The organism is Mesorhizobium sp. WSM3224, from assembly GCF_000427725.1.
Lineage (GTDB): Bacteria > Pseudomonadota > Alphaproteobacteria > Rhizobiales > Rhizobiaceae > Mesorhizobium.
In genome coordinates, this window is record NZ_ATYO01000022.1 from 59,095 (window position 1) to 79,022 (window position 19,928).

The window sequence follows — 19,928 nt, forward strand, 5'->3', positions numbered from 1 at the left end:
CCGCCTTGTGCGCCAGGTTTCACTCTGTCCGACATCCGACAATTGGTGGATGTCAGACTGGGCGCCCAATCCGCTAATCCGTTATTTTAATCCACTTTTTCTTCTCTGGCACGCGAAGGTTATCTGTGGGACCCGCCGCGCGCCAAGGAAGCCATCCGACAGACGGCGAAACTTGCGCACGCGGCCGGCCGCGAAGTGTCGATGAGCTTGTCGGATCCATTCTGCGTCGACCGCTACCGTGACGAGTTCCTCGATCTGATGCGTTCAGGCTCGGTCGACATTGTTTTTGCCAACAGCCACGAGATCAAGTCGCTTTACCAAACTTCGTCGTGCGACGAGGCGCTGGCGCAGATCCGCAAGGATTGCAAGATCGCGGCGGTGACCCGTTCCGAAAAGGGCTCGGTCATCGTGCGCGGCGACGAGACCGTGATCATAAAGGCGACCGCCATCAAGGAACTGGTCGACACGACGGGCGCCGGCGATCTCTACGCCGCCGGTTTCCTGCATGGCTATACACAGGGACGCGACCTCCAGACCTGCGGCGATCTTGGCTCACTGGCGGCCGGATTGTGATCCAGCAGATCGGCCCAAGGCCACGGCAGAACCTGCGCAAAGAGGCCGAGCAGGCGGGGTTGTTGTAGGAAACCATCTGGAAAACTCCGCCCCTCTCGGCTGCATCATCGACGCGAGGGACCGAAGCACGCTAGGCGAGCGACAGCAATGTTGCGTTTTGTGGAGTCCGCGACACTAAGGTGTCCAGCCTCATCTTTTGCTGCATTCCCGTTAAACCGCTGAAATAGAAGTCGCAACAAAACTTTTCGGCGGTCCCTTCGCGTTGGCACGAATTTTGAGTTTCTGGTCTCGAGAGGGAACTGCCGGAGGCATTGATTGACGCGGAGCGACATTGCGATCCGCGGAATGAAATTAGCTAGTCGGGTCGGCATCAAACGGGGCGTGTACAAAAAAGGCGTCGAGTTTACCGGCGGGGTGCCGCGCCAGCTGATAGATGCGATTGAAGAGAACGCCTTGTGAAGGGAGCCCGGATTGTACCAGCCGGATCTGCTTGCCAGACCTGATTCAACAGCTGATCCGCTGTCTCCACCGCTGGAGGCTGAGGAAAAACCCGGTGTGTTTGGGTTCTTCGTTTCCACCGCAACATCAAATTCCAATCGGCCGCAGGTCATGAGGCGGCCGGTCGCAGCGGCAGAGGCAACCTGGTTGCGAAGCATTGCGCTCAAGCCGCCGAATACTGAGTGATGTAGGACACGCAGATGAAGCCAGTAGTCCTGATTTGTTCGCAGGATGCCGAGTTCTACCTGTTCTTCAGTCACGTCCTGGAGGTGGACGGCTTCGCGACCGAGCTGGCTAGCACTGACAACGTGATCCGCCACGCGACTGAGCGGGAGCCGGAGGCAGTCGTCTTGGACTGTCAACCCGGGAGCGCTACCGGCCTTGGGATTTGCGCCCGGCTGAAGGGCGCCCTGCAAACTGACGCTCTGCCCGTCATCGCCCTTATTGCGGCCGGCGCCGAGCACCAGCAACTCGAACTGCTAGAGGCTGGCATTGACGAAACTTTCCTGCGACCGTTCGCGCCGGCTAAATTGCTCTCCTATCTAAGCGCAAGGCTTCGGACGAAACCGCTGAATTCTAACGGCGACGATGACGCAGGGTTGCTGATTTGCGGCGAGCTCAAGATGCAGCTCGGCCGGCGGCGGGTACACTGCAATGGTCAGCAGCTCCATCTTGGCCCGCTCGAGTTCAGCCTGCTACGTTACCTGATTGAAAACCCTGGTAAGGTATGCAGCCGCGACGAGCTGGTTAGCGCAGCTTGGCCCGCCAACATTCATGTCGGCGCACGCACCGTTGACGTTCATATCAGCCGACTGAGAAAGACACTCTCGCCTTACAACGTTATCCGCACCATACGCTCGGTCGGATATGCGCTCGAAGAGCAGGAAATCTGATTCGATAGTCGTGTGCCAGTGCGCGATGAAGCTCGGCCAGCAGAAGCTGCTCGCGAGCTCCCTCAATAGCGCTGTAGCGAGCGAGCGGCTTTTCGGTGGTTCATAGGCGTGTTCCGTTGAGTCTTGCGAAACCCTTTGATGGCCGCCGATTACCCTGCGCGCTGGGGAGAACAAACCCGACGCCGAGCTCTCGCGCGAGATGATCTGGCTGAAGCCAGCACCCGGGTGGAGTTTGATCATCACTTCCTGTGCACAGCGCTGAAGGGCCAACGACATTGTAATTGGCATGATGCTTGTACAGACCGTCAGCTCGGAAATCGCCCCGAGCGGTGGAACCAGTGCCTGGCAAGCCGGACGGCTTCCACATCGACCCGACAAACGGCACACGCCCACTCGGCCCCGTTCCGTCACCGAATTCGAACCCACTTCAGTCCAGTGTGTGCCGTCCAACGGGCGACGGCATAGAATTTTCCCAAGCCGATTTGGGTGTATCTCTTAAAGAACGCGCGGCTCTGACCATGTTGATGAGCGCCGGACGGACTTCCTCCCATTGACGTGTCTTCAAACCGCAATCCGGGTTGACCCAGATCTGCCTGTCGCAAAAGCGCTGGCGCGCCTGAGAGAGCAGGTTCGTGATCTCATCGACGTCCGGCACCCGCGGCGAGTGAATATCATAGATGCCCGGTCCGATCTCGTTCGGATAATCGAAACTCTGGAAAGCCTCGAGCAAATCCATCTGCGAGCGCGACGTTTCGATGGAGATCACATCGGCATCCATCGCCGCGATCGCGTCTATGATGTCGTTGAATTCGGAGTAGCACATGTGTGTGTGAATCTGGGTCGCATCGTACACGCCCGTCGAAGCGAGCCGAAAGCACTCGATTGCCCATTCGAGATAAGGCTTCCAGTCGGATTTGCGCAGGGGCAAGCCCTCGCGCAGTGCAGCTTCGTCAATCTGAATCACCCTGGCGCCGGCCATTTCAAGATCACCCGCCTCGGCACGGAGCGCGAGCGCGATCTGACGACAGACGACCGAGCGCGCAAGATCGTCGCGCGCAAAGGACCAGTTGAGTATCGTCACCGGACCGGTGAGTATCCCTTTAACCGGTTTGTCAGTCAGCGATTGAGCGTATTGCCACCAGCGCACTGTCATGGGATTGGGCCGAGATACATCGCCAAAGATGATTGGGGGGCGCACACAACGCGACCCGTAGCTCTGCACCCAGGCGTGGCGCGTGAAAACGAAGCCGGAAAGCTTCTCGGCGAAATATTGCACCATGTCGTTGCGTTCAAACTCGCCGTGCACCAGCACGTCCAGTCCGATCTCCTCCTGCCAACGGATAGCTGCTTCGATCTCCTTCCTGAGGAATGCCTCGTAGTCGACATAGTTCAGTTCTCCCTTTGCATGGGCGGCGCGCGCACTGCGAATCTCAGGCGTTTGCGGGAAAGAGCCGATCGTCGTGGTCGGGAAACGCGGCAAGCAGAGCCTTTCGTCTTGAAGCCTGGAGCGCTCAGAAAACCCGCTTTTCCTATGCGTCATGTCTTCGTCGAAAAAGGCGAGGCGTCCTTCGACCAGCGGATCATGCACCTTCGGGGACGTCAAACGCGCGGCGGCTGCTTGGGTGGAGGACTCCAGCTCTGCTGCAACCGCCTCCCGGCCTTCGGACAAAGCCCGCGCAATCGTGGTCAGTTCGTCCATCTTCTGCGCCGCGAATGCGAGCCACGACTTTACGTCCCTGTCGAGTGCAGTTTCAAGTTCCAGGTCCATCGGCACATGCAAAAGAGAGCAGGAGGGCGCGATCTCCACTCGTTCCAGCGGCCAACCCGCGACCACCGGGTTAATCCGGTCAAGCATGGGGCACAGGTTCGCGCGCCAGACGTTGCGGCCGTCGATCAGGCCAAGCGAAAGCACCAGGTCTTTTGGCGCAAGCCGGCCCACCGCCTCCAGTTGTTCGGGAGCGCGGACCAGATCGAGATGCAGGCCCGCCACAGGAAGCGAAAGAGCGATCTCGAGATTGCCGTCCAATCCGCCGAAATAGGTGGCGAGCATGATCTTTAGCTCCGGCGCCGCTTGCGACAGTCGGTCGTAGGCAAAACTGAACGCGTCCTGCTCGTTTGGAATCAGATCGAGCACGAGCGCCGGTTCATCAATCTGCACCCAGTCAGCGCCCGCAAGTTTCAGTCGGCGCAGCAGCAGTTCGTAAACCGGCAGCAGCCGCGATAGCAGGGCAAAAGGATTGAAATTCCGAGCGGGCGACTTGGCGAGCTTGAGGAACGTAACAGGCCCGAGGATGACCGGGCGAGTGTGAATGCCCAGTGCCCTGGCGTCAAGAAAGTCATCCAACGGCTTTGACGACGAGAGGGCAAAGGCCTGATCATCGGCGAGCTCCGGGACCATGTAGTGGTAGTTGGTGTCGAACCATTTGGTCATTTTCAGCGCTGTGACGGCGGTACTGTGATTGGCATGTTCGCCTCCAGCACGCCCTCCCTGGCTGCCGCGCGCCATGGCAAAATACGTGTCGAGCGAGATTTCCCCCTCGCTCCAGCCGTAGCGTGGCGGGACAGCGCCTACCATTGTTGCTGTGTCGAGCACATGATCGTAGAGGGAGAAGTCGTTGGACGGAATCTTTGTCACGCCACGGTCGCGTTGTTCAATCCAGTTCGCGACACGTAGCGCTCGTGCGGTTTCGAGAAGGTCGGCAGCGGAAGATTTTCGCGACCAGTAGGATTCAAGGGCACGCTTTAGCTCGCGACGACGGCCAATGCGCGGCACGCCAAGTGTGGCAACAGGAATTTTCTGAGAGAGACACATACCATACCCCGACGATTGGGGCGTGGACGCAAGGAAGACGTTGGCAAACAGACGAACCGGTTACCACGCCCACCGAGACACCCCGCCTGTGGACCTTGTTTGCCGTGGCAGGTCTCCTGGCTCGCGGGTCGACACCTCGGCCCGTCTTCCCAAGGCTATTCACCTCAGTGACATGAGTGGGCTTGGCTCGCCGCTTACAGTTGCGGGGGCAGCGCCGGCGTGTTCACCGGCTTCCCTCTTAGCTCCGCTGCGGCCGAACCGCATCAGAGAACCACGACAACCCACACTCGCCGAAGAGGAGAGACTTGTCAAGGTGATATAAACAAATCTTTATGTGGTTATCCGTTTTTGCGTTTCTCGTGCAGTGTGAGATACCTGACTAGATCACTGGCTAACGACCTTCCTTGGCGCCGCGAGCAACTTCTTCCACTACCGTGCTGACGGCGAACTGTCGCAGGTTCCAAACTGCCGGTTGCCAGGGATTGACTCCGATGAATTTGGAAGCAACATTTTCGATATATTCAACCTGAACATAATCGGAGCCATCATACGCGATTCGCCGGTATGCGGTGATGCGCAATCGAGAATAGGAAAGTCCAGCCGGTCGGCCCGCCTCCTCACAGGGCACCGCCAATGGCGACCTCAAAACTGCAGCAACATCGTCCATCTGGATGGAACGAGGACAGTTTCGGCCAGCACGCGGCCGACTAGCGATGCGAGAAGCCTGAAGCCATCATCCCACTCCAGATGAAAACGACCATCATTATGGAAATGCGTTATGGAAGCACCTGCGCTTTGGCGTCGGCACCTCGATGACACGTTTGAGTTTCTTAATCAGATTCGCAAGAGCTCAACCCCGCAAGACATCTGCCAGCACCTGATTTCCTATGCCGAGCGGTTTGGCGCCAGAAACGTGCTGGCAGGACCGATCCCGCCGCCTCGTGCCTTGAGACGCGAGCAGATTTCACATGTGCTGCTTGACGCCTGGCCACAGCAGTGGTCCGAACGGTATTTCTCAAAAGGCTACCTTTATCGCGATCCTACCATTCAACTTGTGAAGCGTGGGGCCACTCCCTTCCGGTGGAGCGAGATCGATCAAGTTTCTAACGTTTGTTCCTTCGGCCGACGGGTCATGGCGGAAGCATCGGAGTTCAAGCTGCGCGACGGCTTCACGATTCCGTTCGCGACATTGGACGGACAGGCGGTAGGATTTTCCGTTGCAGGGGAGAAGCTCGAGCCGGATCCTCACGACCGTCTCGCCTTTCAGTTCGTCGCGGCGTGCGCCTTCGGTTGCGCGGTTATTCTGGCAGAGGGAAACCGGGCCTTGAAACCCGTACGTCTGTCGCCTCGGCAGCAGGACGTCCTGCGCTGGGTTGCCGAGGGCCTTACCGTGGACATGATTGCCGATCGCCTGAACATCAGCCGTAACACGGCAGATTCGCATCTGCGATCGGTACGCGAGAGGCTCGGCGTGACAAACAACGTGCATGCTGTAACGAAAGCTTTTCGCCTGGGGCTGATCAGCTAGCCTCACGCAATCGCGTGATGTCGCATCGGTCCGCGATGAACCATTGGGTTGGCCTCGAAACTGGAGGACAACCGAGATGCTTCATGTCGTCACGTCGCACAATGCAGAGGAATATCAGGCGGAATTGGATCAGGCGTTCCGGCTTCGCCACAAAGTGTTTGTCGAGGAAAAGGGGTGGACCGACCTGCGGCGCGAGGACGGTCGAGAGGTCGACCGCTTCGACGGCAGGCGTGCCGTCCACATGCTCTTTACCGCCGACAACCGCGTGGTCGGCTATCAACGCCTGCTGCCGTCGACGCGACCTCATCTCTTGTCGGACGTCTTACCGGAGCTGTGCGAAGGCACGCGTCCCGTGGGCGAAAACATCTGGGAATGGTCGCGTTACTGCGTCGAGCCGCAATATCGCGAACGGGGACGGATGCTAAGCCCCGTTGCCAATGCGCTGTTGTCCGGCATTGTCGAGTGGGGCCTCGACGGCGGCGTCGACACAATCATTGTCGAAATGAACCCGCTCTGGCTGCTGCGCCTGGTTCAGTTGCATTTCAAGGTAACCCCATTGGGATTGCCGAGGCTCATTGGCGGCGAAGAGACCGTTGCGGTCGCGGCAAGCTTCGATGAGCGCACGCTGCAAAGGCTTCGCGAGACGCGCAACCCAGGCAGCAGCAAGTCCACATCGTAACGCAAGACCCGGTCAGCGCGCGGAAGGGGTGCCATGCGCCGCTCTATCCAACTTCTCACGCTTCATTGTGCGATCGTCGTCACCGAGGAAGGCAGCTTCCTCCGTGCATCCCGGCGACTGCGGATCCATCATTCCGCGCTCAGCAGGCGCATTAAGGATCTCGAGTTGAGGTTGGGGGTGACTTTGTTCGAACGCCACCCGGGCGGGGTCAGAGCAACGGCCGCAGGCGTAACCTTCCTGGCCAAAATCCGTCGCATTCTGAAAGATCTGGATGACACCCTGCAGGAGATTGAACCAGCCGACCCGGCAAAAAGCGAGGAGCGTTCGGTGCGATCGGACACGCTCCTTTGCAATTGCGCGTTCCTCAATGCCGTGGTTGGCTTCTTGGACAAAGATCCCGACGTGACCGACTTCATCGAGTTTCTCCGCAAGCGTCATCCCGCTCCCTGATGCTCCTTCATCGTTCGCGAAACTAGCTGCCCTTCAGGCCGCGCCGGGCCCGGGCGAACGCCCGATCAGTGGCCATGAACCGTGTAAGCATCGGCGCGATCAATTTCGCTGGATCGGCAACCGGCTGATCGGTCTCGCGGCACAGCACTTCCGTATAGGCGACCAGATCGCGGTGAACGGCCGCTGGCAATTCGACCGTGATCTTGACTGGCCGATCATCGGGAATGGCGGAAAGTTTCAGCTTGCTCACGACGGATCTCTCCCTGTTCCATATGGTGCCAGTACGAGGTCGCGACTAACGATGACGCGAACCGGAAAACCCGGGCGAACAGTGAGCGTCGGCTGAACGTCAAGCTGATTGCGCACGATCTGCTGTCCGATATTGGACGCCGAATCCTGGGCGCTTTCGCGAATGGCTTTGGCAATATCGCTTTCGTCTTTGCTGGAACCAAGAGACGTGCCGATTCCGAGCATGGTCGAAAGTGCTGCAGCCCGGAAGAGTTGGTTCCAATGGTGATCAACTTCATCCTCAAGCCCGGAGAACCCCTGGCTATCCGAGCCCTGCTGGCGTGCCAGCACAATCGAGGTGCCGTCGGGCATAATGAGCCGGTTCCACACCAGCAGCACGCGCGATTGGCCGAAGGCGACCTGGCTGTCATATTGCCCAATCAGCCTCGCGCCTTGGGGGATCAGGAGGGACGAACCTGTAGGGCTGTCATAGACATTCTGCGTGACCTGAGCGGTGATCTGACCAGGCAGATCGGAGCGGATGCCAGTGATGAGGGCAGCTGGAATAACCGTTCCTGCCTGGACGATATAGGGCGAGGCTTCGTCGGCAAGACGATCGGGACTGACGGTGCGGCGATCCGGCGCCGCATTGACGAAGGCAAGTTTGCGGTCCTGCATGTTTTGGTTGGCGCCTGGATCGAGCGCCGGCGGTTCGGCCCGCGGCGCCAATCCGGACTGAGCATCCCCGGCGGGGTTTCCTGCCCCGACACCCTTTCGCCCGTGATTAGCCTGCGCATTGGTGTCCGTAAACAGCTTCGCGACACGCGCGGCCTCGATCTCGGCCTGGCGGCGCTGTTCCTCCGGGTCGGCGCGGGGCGTGTTGATAGCCGGCACCGCCACCGGCTGTCCGCGCTCCTGTGCGCGGAGAATCGGGCGTCCGAGATCGCCAGGCAAAGCAGGACCAAGTTTTGGGACGCCGGAATAATCCTTCGGCAGGCCCTGCAGTCCGTCAGCAGTAGTACGGTTTTCCGTAGTGAACAGTTCGGATGGCTGCTCCGTGCCGCGCCGTCTGGTATCGAGCGCCCAGATGAGCGTTCCAAGGATAGCAACGCCGGCAACGCCGCCAAGGCCAATGAGAACCTTGCGCGACAGCCGTGTCACCCTGGCGGGTTCGGGGCGCAGCCGCAATTCCCTTCTGATATCCGAGTTCGGTGAATTGGCGGTGTCGCTCATCGAAACAGCCCTGCGCTGCGCTGGGACTTTCTTCCGTCGGTGCGCACGATGCGGACGCGCTTCTCGCTCGTCTTGTCGCCCAGCCTTAGTTCGGCTGCGGCAAACAGGCGGTCGACCACGTAGTAGTTCTGGCGAGCACGGTAGTTGACCAGTTCGGAGCCACCTGACGGACCAACGACGAAGAGCGGCGGCATTTCGCCCTGGCCGATGCCCGACGGGAATTCGATATAGACTTTTACGCCATCGTCGAAAGCGCGCAGCGGCTTCCAGGGTGCCGCGTCACCCTCGATGCGATATCGAAAATTGAGTTTCTGGATGTCCACGCCGGCGGCTACCGGCCGCGCGGCAGTTGCCTGCGCGTTCTGGCGCCGGAGCGCAATCAACTGGTCCTGCGGATAACGCCACGAAACCGAGGCCATGTAGGTTTTCTCGGTCGAGCGCAGCTCGAGATGATAGGTACGGCGATCGCTGTTAATCACCAGGTTGGTCTGGAGATCGGGGCGCGTCGGCTTGACGAGAATGTGGACCTGAAGCTGCTCCCCTGTCCCGCTTTGCGTGTCGCCGATAATCCAGCGCACCGTGTCGCCTGCGGCAACAGGACCGGAGCCGACAAGCTGTTCACCCGGCTGCAGCGCGATGTCGGTGACCTGGCCGGGAGCCGCATAGATCTGATAGAGCGCGCCCTCGCTCCAGGGATAGAGTTGGATTGCGTTGATGAAGCCGTCGCGGACAGGCTGCATTCGCGCGGCGTCGTTCGCCTGGCTGATACGCTGTTTGGGGTCGGCCGCCTCCGCCTTTGCTTTGCCGGTCTCGACCGGTTTCAACTGGCTAGGTAGCGGAAGGGGTGTTGGCAGTTCCACTACCTTCACAGGACCCGCGGGATCGACCTTCCGCACGGCAAGCGCGGCATCGTCGTAGTCAATCTCGGGCGGAACGTACTTTTTCGAGGCGCAACCGGCGAGCGCTGTCGCGGATAACAGGCCTACGGCCAGCACGCGCGTCATCGTGATGCTGCGGGCGGTCGGTCTCGCCGATTTCGGTGTCCGTGCTGCACGCATCATGAAAGCTCCTTCGACCAGTTTATGGCGTTGACGTAGACACCGAGCGGATTTGCTTTCAGCCGCTCGGCATCGCGGGGTTGTTGAATCACGATGGTGAGGATGGCGGTCCAACGTTCAGTGCTGGCCAGGCTGCCGTTCTCGTAGCGGCGCTCGGTCCAGGCGACCCGAAACGAGTCTGGTGAGGCACGGATGACGCTCGAGACGTCGATCGCGACCTGAAGTTTGCCAACCTTGGCAAAGGGGTCATTCAACCGGGCGTAGTCGTTGAGAGAGATGGCGCCGCGATCGGTCGTGTAGTCGTAAGCGCGCAACCAGTTCTGGCGCACGATGACAGGATCATCCGCAATGCTCCTGACCTGCTCAATGAAGCGGGCGAGATGCCATGCGATTTGCGGATCGGTCGGCTTGAAGTCGGCCATAGCCGAGGCGACCACCTGCGCCTCACCAAACTTGTCGACTTGAACGACCCAGGGAACGACGGAGCCGCGCGCCGACTGCCACACCAAAGCCGCGGCGAGGCCGCCGGCGAGCACGAGCGAACCGAAGGCCATCAGCCGCCAGTTTTTCGCCTGCACGCGAGCCGAACCGATGCGCACATCCCAGGCCTGGGCTGCACGCTGGTACGGAGTCTCTGGTTGGGGCGTGGTGCCATAACGCACGGAAGGTCGTTTGAAGGGATTCATCGGTGATCATCCTGATGGAGAGAAACATTCATCGAGCCGCCGCCATGATCGCCGGAGCGGATGGAATGAGCGGCCGTGCTGGTGCCGTGAGTCATGGCCTGGCCGCGCTTCATGCGAGCGGCCCACTTCGGTGGCGAGCCAGTTGTGGAATTGGAAGGGGACGCGGAGGACGGTCCGGCAAAGGAGGAACCGATTGCGGCTTCGCCGCTGCTGCCGACCGGTGATTGTCCCCCGGTCGCGCTCCACCCGGCAGAGCGGCCGGATTGATTGCTGGTGCTGAGCGCCGACGCAGCACGCGACATGGCTTGCCTTGCAGGCTGGGCTGCGGCCCCGACCCCGGCTCGTGCGACACCGGCGAGCCCAGCGGCGACGGCGCCCGCACCGCTTTGTCCCGAGGCAGCGCTGGCGAGCCCATACGCGGTCGACGTGCTTCCCGCCAGATGCGCACCGCCTCGCGCCGCGGCGGCCGACATGCGGCCTCCAGCGCCAACAGCACTTGCGGCGCCACTCAGTCCCGCACGCGTGCCCATGTAACCCGCAGCGCCAAGGCCGGCGGCAGCGAGGCTGGTACCGACGGCTGCACCCGCGCCAAGCTGCGGGGCGCCGGAGACAAGACCCGTCGCAATGCCCGGGCCGAAGATCGAGAGCCCCATCAGTGAAAGCGCGCCGAGCACAAGCGACAGTGCATCGGTGATCGTTGGTTGTTCGGCGAAGCCTTGGGTGAACTCGCCAAAGAGGCCAGAACCAATCCCGACGATGACGGCGAGCACGAGAATCTTCACGCCCGAGGCGATGATGTTGCCTAGTACCTTTTCGGCGAGGAAAGCCGTCCTGTTGAACAGCGCAAATGGGATCAGCACAAAACCGGCAAGTGTCGTCAGCTTGAATTCGATCAGAGTTACGAAGATCTGCACGGCCAGGATAAAGAAGGCGATCAGCACGATGGCCCAGGCCACCATGAGGACGACGATCTGGACAAAATTCTCGAAGAAGGAGACGTAGCCCATCAACTGGCTGGCGGCTTCGAGGATGGGATTGCCGGCGTCGATGCCAACCTGTGCGACGCGGCCAGGTTGTAGTAGCGCAGAACCGGAAAGTGTCGACCCTCCCGCTTTCAGGCCGAGCCCGGAAAAGCTCTCGAAGACGATGCCGGCCAGACGATTGAAGTTGCCGATGATGAAGGCGAAGAAGCCGATATAGAGCGTCTTCTTCACCAACCGGTGCAGCACGTCCTCGTCAGCGCCCCAGGCCCAGAACAGGCCGGCCAGCGTGATGTCGATCACGATCAACGTCGTTGTGAGAAACGCTACCTCGCCACCAAGAAGGCCGAAGCCGCTGTCGATGTAGCGGGTGAAGGTCTCGAGAAAGCGGTCGATGACGCCCGTGTCGTTCATGGCGACACCGGACGATTTGTCGACGGATCAAACCGCTCCGGCATCGGCATGGGCGGCTTGTCGGTGCCGAAGAAGTGGCGGCGGTTCTCCGCCCACGCCCTGCGACACGCGGGATCGGTGGCCGCTGCAACACCGATGGCACGGCACCGTGCCAACTCGAGCGTGGCTGGCTCGCCGCCCGGACGTGCGGAGCGCGGGGAGGACGCGTCCTGCGAGCCGTTGCCGCGCAACGCCATGAAGGTGGCGACCATGGCAGCGCAAAGGCCAAGAACGACCATCATCCGGGCGGCGATCTTGAGATTCATTGGAGACATTCTCAGTCGTGGAACATGCGAACCGAGGACGGGCTGTAGCTGTTGCCTCTCATGAAGCGGCTGAACTGCTCCTGCGCCTGTTGCTGGGCCGCCGCTTTGCGCGCCTGCTCAAGTGCCGCGGCCCGCCCTTGCGCGGCCATCATCGCGGTAAGATCGGCGACCTGCCTTGCCTGAACAGCGAGAAGCTGGTTGCCGGCCTGGGTCGCCTGCAGGATACCGACCGCCGACTGGCTGGCGTCGACCGCCGTGCTCGTCTGCTCTCGCGTTCCTTCGATGTTGTCGACCGCGACAGCTCCGGCCTTCAATGAATGCTCGAAGGACGACACCGAGGTTTGCCAGCGTTCGCGCGCGCCATCGACGAGTTGCTGGCTGGACAGATCCGAGCCGAAATTCTGATAGGTCGACTTGAATTGGCTCTCGATGTCCTGGACGCTGTAGGCGAGCTTGTCGGCCTCGCCGAGCAGGGCCTTCATCTGAGAGAAATCGCCTTCGATCTGGCCAAGCAGCGATGTCGGTAACGAGGTTAGGTTCTTCGCTTGGTTGATCAGCATCTGCGCCTCGTTCTGAAGCGAGGTGATCTGGTTCTGGATCTGCTCCAGCGCGCGGGCAGCCGAGAGCACGTTCTCCGCATAATTTCTGGGATCGAAGACGATGAATGCCGATGCGGGCGCGCACGACAGGACGACGCCGACAGCGACAACACTGGCCGCAGCCAAATGCCGGACACGAAGACGGTTACGGACGGAATTCATGACGAAACCTCCTTTGCGGATTGCTCGATGATGTTGGTGAGGTGGGGAACGAGGTCAGCGGCCCAGGACAGGTCGCGATCGGCAAGCCAGGCCTCGAGGAAATATTCGCGGCCGCTCTCGGCGACGATCCGCTCGATTGCCGCCTGGTCGGTCTTCGAGGAGGCGGCGCAAAGGGCGAGCGCGATCGGACCGAGGCCGAGTTCGAACAGCCGGTTGCCGCGCCGTGACTGGCAGTAATAATCGCGCTTCGGCGTCGCTCGGGCGACGATCTCGATCTGGCGGTCGTTCAATCCAAAGCGGCGATAAATATCGGTCATCTGGGGCTCGATGGCGCGCTCGTTCGGCAGGAAGAGCCGCGTCGGGCAACTCTCGACAATGGCCGGCGCAATTTTGCTGCCATTGATGTCGGAGAGCGATTGCGTGGCGAAGATGACGGAGGCATTCTTCTTGCGAAGAGTCTTCAGCCATTCGCGCAGCTGTTCGGCGAAGCCGCCATCGTCCAGCGCCAGCCAGCCCTCGTCGATGATCAGCAGCGTTGGCCGTCCATCCATCCGCTGTTCGATGCGATGAAAGAGATAGGCGAGCACGGCCGGAGCAGCACCCGTGCCGATCAGACCCTCGGTTTCGAAGGCCTGAACGGACGCTTCGCCGAGACGCTCATGTTCTGCATCGAGCAACCGGCCGTAGGGGCCGCCGATACAGTAGGGTCGCAACGCCTGCTTCAATGGCGATGACTGCAGCAGCACCGACAGGCCGGTCAGTGTCCGCTCTTGAACCGGGGCGGAGGCCAATGACGTCAGCGCCGACCACAGATATTCCCTCACCTGCGGCGTGACGAGAACACCTTCGCGCTGGAGAATGTCGACGAGCCAGTCGGCCGCCCAGGCCCGTTCGGGCGTGTGATGGATGCCGGCCAGAGGTTGCAGCGAGACGTCCTCGGCGCCGTCAGGCAGATCAGTCAATGAGAGTACCGCAAGCGGATCGCCCGGGCCCTGACCGCTCGACGCACTGCCGCCGAGATTCTGCCAATCGCCGCCCATGGCGAGCACGGCCGCGCGGATCGATCCGCCAAAATCGAAGGCAAAGATCTGATTGTCTCGATAGCGCCGAAATTGCAGCGCCATAAGTGCCAGCAGAACCGACTTGCCGGCGCCGGTCGGGCCGACAACAAGCGTATGACCGACGTCGCCGACATGCAGGCTGAACCGGAACGGCGTCGTGCCTTCGGTCCTGGCGAAGAACAGCGGGGGCGCCCGAAAATGCTCGTCGCTTGCCGGCCCTGCCCAGGCCGCCGACAGCGGGATCATGTGGGCGAGATTCAGGGTCGATAGCGGCGGCTGGCGAACATTGGCATAGACATGGCCGGGAACACTGCCGAGCCATGCTTCGACGGCGTTGACGCGCTCGACGATGGCAGTGAAATCGCGGGACTGGAGAATTTTTTCCACCAAGCGGAGTTTTTCGTCGGCTATTCCTGCGTCGACATCCCACACCGTTATCGTGGCGGTGACGTATGCTTCGCCGATCTGGTCCGAGCCGAGTTCCTGCAGCGCCGCATCGGCGTCGGCGGCCTTGTTGGCGGCGTCTGTGTCGACCAGGACCGAGGCCTCATTGGTCATCACCTCCTTGAGGATCGCTGCGACGGATTTTCTTTTGGCGAACCACTGGCGGCGGATTTTGGTCAGCAGGCGGGTTGCATCGGTTTTGTCGAGCATGATTGCCCGGGTCGACCAGCGGTAGGGAAAGGCAAGTCGATTGAGCTCATCGAGGATGCCGGGAAAGGTCATGGTCGGGAATCCAATGACGCTTAGTGTGCGCAGATGGAACTCGCCGAGCCGCGGTTCGAGCCCGCCGGCCAGCGGCTGGTCGACCAGCAAGGCGTCCAGATGCATGGGCGTCTCGGGAACGCGCACGCGATGGCGCTTGGTCGAGATCGTCGAGTGCAGATAGGTCAGCGTCTGGCTGTCATCCAGCCATTCGACCTCGGGAACAAAACCCTCAATCAGGTTGAACACGCGGTCAGTGCGGTCGACAAAACCTTTCAATAGCTCCCAAGGGTCTACGCCGCTCTTTTCGCGGCCTTCGTAGAGCCAGCTTTCCATGCGGGATGCTTCCTCGGGTGGCGGCAGCCAGACGAAGGTTAGGAAATAGCTGCTCTCGAACAGTTCACCGTGCGTCTGTCGATCGCCCCATTGGAGGGATCCCTGGTCAGCCTCGCCCTCGAACTGTTCACGGCGTTCAAGGTCGACCAACGCCGAAGCACTGTCGGGGAAAAGACCTTCCGGATAGTGCTGTGCCGAAATTCGAGCGGCTTCGACGAAGATCGCCCAGCCGGAGCCAAGGCGGCGCAGCGCATTGTTGAGCCGAGCTGTCGTGCCGACCAATTCGGCCGCCGTTGCGCTGTCGAGATCGGGGCCGCGAAAACTCGCGGTTCGCTGGAAAGAGGCGTCCTTGTTGAGCACGATCCCAGGGGCCACCAACGCAGCCCAGGGCAGATAATCGGCGAGGTTTTTCCAGCGCTTGCGGTATTCGGCGAGGTTCATCATTGGGAAAAGCCTCTCAGCAGCCGAAATGCGCGGGATAGCGAAGGTGCCGGCGAACCACGTCGATGAACCGGGCGTCGCGCTTCGCCGCCAGGACGGCCGCAAAATGTCCGATTGCCCAGATGAGGATGCCGACGAGCCAGAGCCTAAGACCGAGCCCGACCGCGCCGGCCAGCGTGCCGTTGAGAATAGCGACAGCTCGCGGCGCGCCGCCGAGCAGGATTGGTTCGGTGAGTGCGCGGTGGACCGGCGCGAAGAAGCCGCGGACATCCTCCTCCATCAGATGAGCGCTCCGCCGCCGAACGAGAAGAACGACAGGAAGAACGAGCTCGCGGCGAAGGCGATCGACAGTCCGAACACGATCTGGATCAGCCGCCGGAATCCGCCCGACGTGTCACCGAAGGCGAGCGACAGGCCGGTGACGATGATGATGATCACCGCAACGATCTTGGCGACCGGTCCCTCGATCGATTCCAGGATCTGCTGAAGCGGCTGCTCCCACGGCATGGAGGAGCCGGCGGCATAGGCAGGTACGGTCATGATGGCCGCGGCGGTAGCGGCGGCCGGCGCAAGTGCCGCACCAATTCTACGGGTAGACGATGAAATGAAGGGGATCGGATTCATCCTGTGGCTCCATGGAGGATTGCGAATTAGCTTCTGGGCTGGCCTCGGTTTTGGCTTCGAGGATGCGGTAGTCGCCGGAGGTTGGATCAAGCCCGTCGACGAGCGCGATCTCGACGAGGCGGCGGGCCGAACCGCGGCCGGCAAGCACGGCAACGATGTCGATCGTCTCGGCGATCAGCGCGCGCGGAACGGCGACGACGGCTTCCTGAACCAGCTGTTCAAGCCGACGCAGCGCCCCAAGCCCTGAGCTGGCGTGGATAGTGCCAATGCCGCCCGGATGTCCGGTGCCCCAAGCCTTCAAGAGATCGAGCGCTTCCACGCCGCGCACTTCGCCGATCGGAATGCGATCGGGGCGAAGCCGCAGTGACGACTTGACCAGGTCGGCGAGCGATGCGACGCCGTCCTTCGTGCGAAGCGCCACCAGATTGGGGGCTGCACATTGCAGCTCGCGGGTATCTTCGATCAGGACAATACGGTCCGACGATTTGGCGATTTCGGCCAGCAGCGCGTTGACCAGGGTGGTCTTGCCGGTAGACGTGCCTCCTGCTACCAGGATGTTCTTGCGCCTTTCTAGAGCCAGTTGCAGTATGTCGGCCTGGCTCTCGGTCATGACCCCAGACGCGACGTAATTCTGGAGCGTGAAGACGGCAACGGCAGGCTTGCGGATGGCAAAGGTCGGCGCCGCCACGACCGGCGGAAGCAATCCCTCAAACCGCTCTCCCGTATCCGGCAGTTCGGCCGAGACACGCGGCGAACCGGAGTGCACCTCGGCGCTGACGTGATGCGCAACAAGCCGGATGATCCGCTCGCCATCTGCCGGGTTCAGCATCTCGTCGACGGGCGAGAGGCCTTCTTTCAGCCGGTCGACCCAGAGCCGACCGTCCGGGTTGAGCATCACCTCGACGATTGAGGGGTCGTCAAGAAACCCTGCTATTGCGGGCCCGAGTGCCGTACGCAGCATGCGCGCACCACGCGAGACGGCCTGTCTGCCAGGAGAAGGATTGCTTGCCACGATGATCCCCATTTTCTCGGGCGATTTGTTTCGCACCGCTGACGGGGGTGATTAGAAGAAGCAGGACTGTGTGCCTTGCAACAGGGAAAACGGCCCGCAGCAGCGCGACGTGCAGCGACTTGCAAAATGCGGTGCAGACGAGCTGGCCGGCCGCCTCGGCTCCCTATCCCTTGTGCGACTCATCCGGGTCCCTTGATGATGGGGGCGCAATGTCCTCGGCAATTTCCTGCCTGAGCTTTGGTCCCTTGCTCAACCTGCGCCCCAGCGCATCAACGAAAGCGTCATAGCGCTGCCTGCCTTTCGCGCGCGCTTCAGGCTGAGCGGAGTCTGGTAAGGCCGGAGTTGAGGTGAGCCAGAAGCGCACGAATAACGCCAGCGTCTCGATCGAAATACCGACATCGCGTTCCACGCGCTGAACGCGCCGGTCGATCTGGTCGAGCCGCCTTGTGATTGCCGCCTCTTTACGCTCCTCGGCATCCGGAGACAGAAAAGAAGCGATAGCTGCCTCGGCGATCAGCGACCGCGACACGTCCCTTTTTGCGGCGTAGTCGGCGAGTGCATTCATGACCTCCGGTTCCAGATAGGCTGAGAGACGGCGCTTCTTCATGGTGGTCAAAGTTCGATACCATCTTTCGGATCGAGTGCGGCCTGGCGCGCGGTGCGCCGCATGGCCTGATCGACCGAACGTCGTCGGGCAACCTCATCATCGGAGTCGTCGCGATCAAGGTCGAATTCGTCCGGAAGCGCCACAATTCGCTCTGGGGCGATATCCTCATGCTCAGGCAGTTCAGGCTGCCGACGGATGCCCCCATTGTCGGGATCGCTATCTTGCGGCAAGGTTGCACCACCGGTGGCCTGGTTTGACTTTTCCGGCGTGGCAAATGCCGGCAGATCGCTCCAATCGTCGCGGCGCGATGTTGCCTCAGCGCTTACCGGCATAGGTGGAGGAAGGACACGGTCTGCGAGGCGCGGATCGGCAAAATAACGCGCCTTCTTTGCCCGGATTGGGAACAGGCCGGCCACCATTACGATAGCTTCGGTCGGCGGCAGTTGCATGATCTCGCCTGGTGTCATCAAAGCGCGAGCCGTCTCCTGTCGCGAGACCATGAGATGCCCGAGCCAAGGCGACAGCCGATGCCCGGCATAGTTCTTCATCGCCCGCATTTCGGTTGCCGTTCCCAGAGAGTCTGAGACGCGCTTGGCGGTTCGCTCGTCGTTCGTCGCGAAACTCACACGCACATGGCAGTTATCGAGAATGGAATTGTTTGGCCCGTAGGCCCTTTCGATCTGATTGAGTGACTGGGCAATCAGGAAGGACTTGATGCCGTAGCCAGCCATGAAGGCGAGTGCCGACTCGAAGAAATCCAGCCTACCAAGTGCTGGAAATTCATCGAGCATCATCAGCAAGCGATGCCGACGATCCTTCGCATGAATATCCTCCGTCAGCCTGCGGCCGATTTGATTGAGCACCAGCCGGACAAGCGGCTTGGTTCGGCTGATGTCCGATGGTGGCACGACCAGATAGAGCGTCGTGGGATTTGTGTTTTCCACCAGATCGGCAATGCGCCAGTCGCAACGAGATGTCACCAGGGCTACGACCGGATCGCGGTAAAGCCCCAGGAAGCTCATGGCGGTCGATAGCACGCCGGAGCGCTCATTTTCTGATTTGTTGAGCAGCTCACGTGCTGCCGATGCCACGACCGGATGCGGACCGGCATCGCCAAGGTGCCTGGTCAGCATCATGGTGCGCAAGGTCGCCTCGATCGTCCTTTGCGGATCGGAGAGGAAGTTGGCAACACCGGCGAGCGTCTTGTCCTTCTCGGCGTAGAGGACATGCAGGATGGCGCCGACCAGCAGCGCATGACTGGTCTTTTCCCAATGGTTGCGGCGTTCAAGCGAACCCTCCGGGTCGACCAGCACGTCAGCGACGTTCTGGACATCTCGGACTTCCCAGGCGCCACGCCGGACTTCCACCAGCGGGTTGTAGGCGGCTGACGCAGCATTGGTTGGATCGAATAGCAGTACACGGCCGAAACGTGCTCGCCAGCCGGCGGTTAGTTCCCAGTTTTCACCCTTGATGTCGTGAACGATGGCGCTTCCCGGCCAGGTCAGCAGCGACGGCACCACGAGCCCGACGCCCTTCCCGCTGCGGGTCGGCGCGAAGCACAAGACATGCTCCGGACCGTCATGGCGAAGATAGTCGCGATCCAACTGGCCGAGCACCACGCCATCCGGGTCGAGGAGGCCTTCGGCCTTGATCTCTGTTCGCGCAGCCCAGCGCGCCGAGCCGTAGGTTGCCACGTATTTGGCCTCCCGTGCTCGCCAGACCGACATGCCGATGGCGACAAGAATCGCCATGAAACTGCCGCTTGCCACGATCACGGCACCTTCAACAAAGATCGTCGGAGCATAGGCGTCGTAGAAAAACCACCACCAGAAAAAAGCAGGTGGCGGATAGATTCGTTGGCCGATGAATTCGAACCAGGGCGAACCAAGTTGCTCTTGGAAGCCCAGCCGCCACGCCGTCCATTGGGTCGCTCCCCAAATGGCCGCATGCATGGTGGCCAGAACGGCAAGAATCTGACCCCACAATATCTTGGTTGCCGGCATCATTGCTCCCGATTCAAGAATCGGGAGCAAATAGACAGCGT

General features: G+C 61.0%; 20 protein-coding genes, 1 pseudogene and 1 riboswitch. Of the genes and pseudogenes, 6 read left to right on the forward strand and 15 right to left on the reverse strand.

All coding sequences use genetic code 11. From position 1 onward, the window contains the following. Positions 1–114: 114 nt before the first annotated feature. The 3 genes and pseudogenes from YU3_RS37485 to YU3_RS0125195 form a co-directional block, all read left to right on the forward strand. Positions 115–641 (forward strand): annotated as a pseudogene (locus tag YU3_RS37485) (adenosine kinase); the annotation flags it as partial. 247 nt (positions 642–888) lie between these two features. After that, positions 889–1,032 (forward strand): hypothetical protein, encoded by a 144-nt coding sequence (locus tag YU3_RS40780; protein ID WP_156913595.1) that lies wholly within the window; start codon positions 889–891, stop codon positions 1,030–1,032. A 239-nt stretch (positions 1,033–1,271) separates the two neighbouring features. Next, a complete protein-coding gene (locus YU3_RS0125195; RefSeq protein ID WP_027168821.1) occupies positions 1,272–1,964 on the forward strand; it encodes a response regulator transcription factor in 693 nt (230 codons plus the stop codon). 427 nt (positions 1,965–2,391) lie between these two features. Here the strand turns inward: YU3_RS0125195 and metE are convergent, their stop codons facing one another. After that, complete coding sequence (metE, locus tag YU3_RS37490) at positions 2,392–4,776, reverse strand: 5-methyltetrahydropteroyltriglutamate--homocysteine S-methyltransferase (protein WP_051334079.1); 2,385 nt, start codon at positions 4,774–4,776, stop codon at positions 2,392–2,394. Between the two features lie 88 nt (positions 4,777–4,864). Further along, positions 4,865–5,067: riboswitch (cobalamin riboswitch) on the reverse strand. 100 nt (positions 5,068–5,167) lie between these two features. Continuing rightward, positions 5,168–5,410: a hypothetical protein gene (locus YU3_RS40785; RefSeq protein WP_156913596.1), complete on the reverse strand. Its 243-nt coding sequence runs from the start codon at positions 5,408–5,410 to the stop codon at positions 5,168–5,170. A gap of 144 nt (positions 5,411–5,554) precedes the next feature. On the opposite strand from YU3_RS40785, the gene YU3_RS0125205 reads away from it, so the two are divergent. The 3 genes from YU3_RS0125205 to YU3_RS39700 all read left to right on the forward strand — a co-directional run bounded on the left by YU3_RS0125205 (position 5,555) and on the right by YU3_RS39700 (position 7,433). Further along, complete coding sequence (locus YU3_RS0125205; protein ID WP_027168822.1) at positions 5,555–6,304, forward strand: LuxR family transcriptional regulator; 750 nt, start codon at positions 5,555–5,557, stop codon at positions 6,302–6,304. 76 nt (positions 6,305–6,380) lie between these two features. Beyond that, positions 6,381–6,983, forward strand: coding sequence for an acyl-homoserine-lactone synthase (locus YU3_RS0125210; protein ID WP_027168823.1), 603 nt, complete (start codon positions 6,381–6,383; stop codon positions 6,981–6,983). Positions 6,984–7,016: 33 nt separating this feature from the next. Further along, on the forward strand, positions 7,017–7,433 hold the full coding sequence (locus YU3_RS39700) for a LysR family transcriptional regulator (protein WP_084508298.1): 417 nt from the start codon (positions 7,017–7,019) through the stop codon (positions 7,431–7,433). A gap of 22 nt (positions 7,434–7,455) precedes the next feature. Here YU3_RS39700 and YU3_RS0125220 read toward each other — a convergent pair whose 3' ends face one another. From YU3_RS0125220 to YU3_RS0125280, 13 genes are all read right to left on the reverse strand, one after another. Then, positions 7,456–7,683 (reverse strand): DUF2274 domain-containing protein, encoded by a 228-nt coding sequence (locus tag YU3_RS0125220; RefSeq protein WP_027168824.1) that lies wholly within the window; start codon positions 7,681–7,683, stop codon positions 7,456–7,458. Then, positions 7,680–8,894: a TrbI/VirB10 family protein gene (locus tag YU3_RS0125225; protein WP_027168825.1), complete on the reverse strand. Its 1,215-nt coding sequence runs from the start codon at positions 8,892–8,894 to the stop codon at positions 7,680–7,682. The genes YU3_RS0125220 and YU3_RS0125225 overlap by 4 nt, the downstream gene beginning before the upstream one ends. Continuing rightward, positions 8,891–9,898 (reverse strand): P-type conjugative transfer protein TrbG, encoded by a 1,008-nt coding sequence (trbG, locus tag YU3_RS0125230; protein ID WP_036259496.1) that lies wholly within the window; start codon positions 9,896–9,898, stop codon positions 8,891–8,893. The genes YU3_RS0125225 and trbG overlap by 4 nt, the downstream gene beginning before the upstream one ends. 53 nt (positions 9,899–9,951) lie before the next feature. Further along, positions 9,952–10,638 (reverse strand): conjugal transfer protein TrbF, encoded by a 687-nt coding sequence (gene trbF / locus YU3_RS0125235; RefSeq protein ID WP_027168827.1) that lies wholly within the window; start codon positions 10,636–10,638, stop codon positions 9,952–9,954. After that, a complete protein-coding gene (gene trbL, locus YU3_RS0125240) occupies positions 10,635–12,032 on the reverse strand; it encodes a P-type conjugative transfer protein TrbL (RefSeq protein ID WP_027168828.1) in 1,398 nt (465 codons plus the stop codon). The genes trbF and trbL overlap by 4 nt, the downstream gene beginning before the upstream one ends. Next, on the reverse strand, positions 12,029–12,337 hold the full coding sequence (gene trbK-alt / locus YU3_RS37500; protein ID WP_051334080.1) for a putative entry exclusion protein TrbK-alt: 309 nt from the start codon (positions 12,335–12,337) through the stop codon (positions 12,029–12,031). The genes trbL and trbK-alt overlap by 4 nt, the downstream gene beginning before the upstream one ends. Positions 12,338–12,348: 11 nt before the next feature. Beyond that, entirely contained in the window at positions 12,349–13,098 is a 750-nt protein-coding gene (gene trbJ / locus YU3_RS0125250) for a P-type conjugative transfer protein TrbJ (protein WP_027168829.1), read from the reverse strand. After that, positions 13,095–15,644, reverse strand: a complete 2,550-nt coding sequence (trbE, locus tag YU3_RS0125255) for a conjugal transfer protein TrbE (RefSeq protein ID WP_027168830.1) — start codon at positions 15,642–15,644, stop codon at positions 13,095–13,097. The genes trbJ and trbE overlap by 4 nt, the downstream gene beginning before the upstream one ends. 13 nt (positions 15,645–15,657) lie before the next feature. Continuing rightward, positions 15,658–15,921, reverse strand: coding sequence for a VirB3 family type IV secretion system protein (locus YU3_RS0125260; protein WP_027168831.1), 264 nt, complete (start codon positions 15,919–15,921; stop codon positions 15,658–15,660). Next, entirely contained in the window at positions 15,921–16,181 is a 261-nt protein-coding gene (locus YU3_RS0125265) for a TrbC/VirB2 family protein (protein ID WP_245273658.1), read from the reverse strand. The genes YU3_RS0125260 and YU3_RS0125265 overlap by 1 nt, the downstream gene beginning before the upstream one ends. Positions 16,182–16,227: 46 nt before the next feature. Beyond that, entirely contained in the window at positions 16,228–17,226 is a 999-nt protein-coding gene (gene trbB, locus YU3_RS37505) for a P-type conjugative transfer ATPase TrbB (protein ID WP_198021719.1), read from the reverse strand. Between the two features lie 214 nt (positions 17,227–17,440). Then, the gene (locus YU3_RS0125275) at positions 17,441–17,884 is read right to left on the reverse strand and encodes a hypothetical protein (protein ID WP_036259498.1); all 444 of its coding nucleotides are present in this window, start codon (positions 17,882–17,884) and stop codon (positions 17,441–17,443) included. Positions 17,885–17,889: 5 nt separating this feature from the next. Next, on the reverse strand, positions 17,890–19,887 hold the full coding sequence (locus YU3_RS0125280; RefSeq protein WP_027168834.1) for a conjugal transfer protein TraG: 1,998 nt from the start codon (positions 19,885–19,887) through the stop codon (positions 17,890–17,892). Positions 19,888–19,928: the final 41 nt, after the last annotated feature.

Excerpts from the sequence above, each read along its gene's own strand:
- trbJ (WP_027168829.1), bottom strand. The coding sequence starts at position 13,098 with ATGAATTCCGTCCGTAACCGTCTTCGTGTCCGGCATTTGGCTGCGGCC.
- trbK-alt (WP_051334080.1), bottom strand. The coding sequence starts at position 12,337 with ATGAATCTCAAGATCGCCGCCCGGATGATGGTCGTTCTTGGCCTTTGC.
- trbF (WP_027168827.1), bottom strand. The coding sequence starts at position 10,638 with ATGAATCCCTTCAAACGACCTTCCGTGCGTTATGGCACCACGCCCCAA.
- trbB (WP_198021719.1), bottom strand. The coding sequence starts at position 17,226 with ATGCTGCGTACGGCACTCGGGCCCGCAATAGCAGGGTTTCTTGACGAC.
- trbG (WP_036259496.1), bottom strand. The coding sequence starts at position 9,898 with ATGACGCGCGTGCTGGCCGTAGGCCTGTTATCCGCGACAGCGCTCGCC.
- YU3_RS0125195 (WP_027168821.1), top strand. The coding sequence starts at position 1,272 with ATGAAGCCAGTAGTCCTGATTTGTTCGCAGGATGCCGAGTTCTACCTG.
- YU3_RS0125205 (WP_027168822.1), top strand. The coding sequence starts at position 5,555 with ATGGAAGCACCTGCGCTTTGGCGTCGGCACCTCGATGACACGTTTGAG.
- metE (WP_051334079.1), bottom strand. The coding sequence starts at position 4,776 with ATGTGTCTCTCTCAGAAAATTCCTGTTGCCACACTTGGCGTGCCGCGC.
- YU3_RS0125260 (WP_027168831.1), bottom strand. The coding sequence starts at position 15,921 with ATGGAGGAGGATGTCCGCGGCTTCTTCGCGCCGGTCCACCGCGCACTC.
- trbE (WP_027168830.1), bottom strand. The coding sequence starts at position 15,644 with ATGATGAACCTCGCCGAATACCGCAAGCGCTGGAAAAACCTCGCCGAT.
- YU3_RS0125265 (WP_245273658.1), bottom strand. The coding sequence starts at position 16,181 with ATGACCGTACCTGCCTATGCCGCCGGCTCCTCCATGCCGTGGGAGCAG.
- YU3_RS0125280 (WP_027168834.1), bottom strand. The coding sequence starts at position 19,887 with ATGCCGGCAACCAAGATATTGTGGGGTCAGATTCTTGCCGTTCTGGCC.
- YU3_RS0125225 (WP_027168825.1), bottom strand. The coding sequence starts at position 8,894 with ATGAGCGACACCGCCAATTCACCGAACTCGGATATCAGAAGGGAATTG.
- YU3_RS0125210 (WP_027168823.1), top strand. The coding sequence starts at position 6,381 with ATGCTTCATGTCGTCACGTCGCACAATGCAGAGGAATATCAGGCGGAA.
- trbL (WP_027168828.1), bottom strand. The coding sequence starts at position 12,032 with ATGAACGACACGGGCGTCATCGACCGCTTTCTCGAGACCTTCACCCGC.
- YU3_RS0125275 (WP_036259498.1), bottom strand. The coding sequence starts at position 17,884 with ATGAAGAAGCGCCGTCTCTCAGCCTATCTGGAACCGGAGGTCATGAAT.
- YU3_RS39700 (WP_084508298.1), top strand. The coding sequence starts at position 7,017 with ATGCGCCGCTCTATCCAACTTCTCACGCTTCATTGTGCGATCGTCGTC.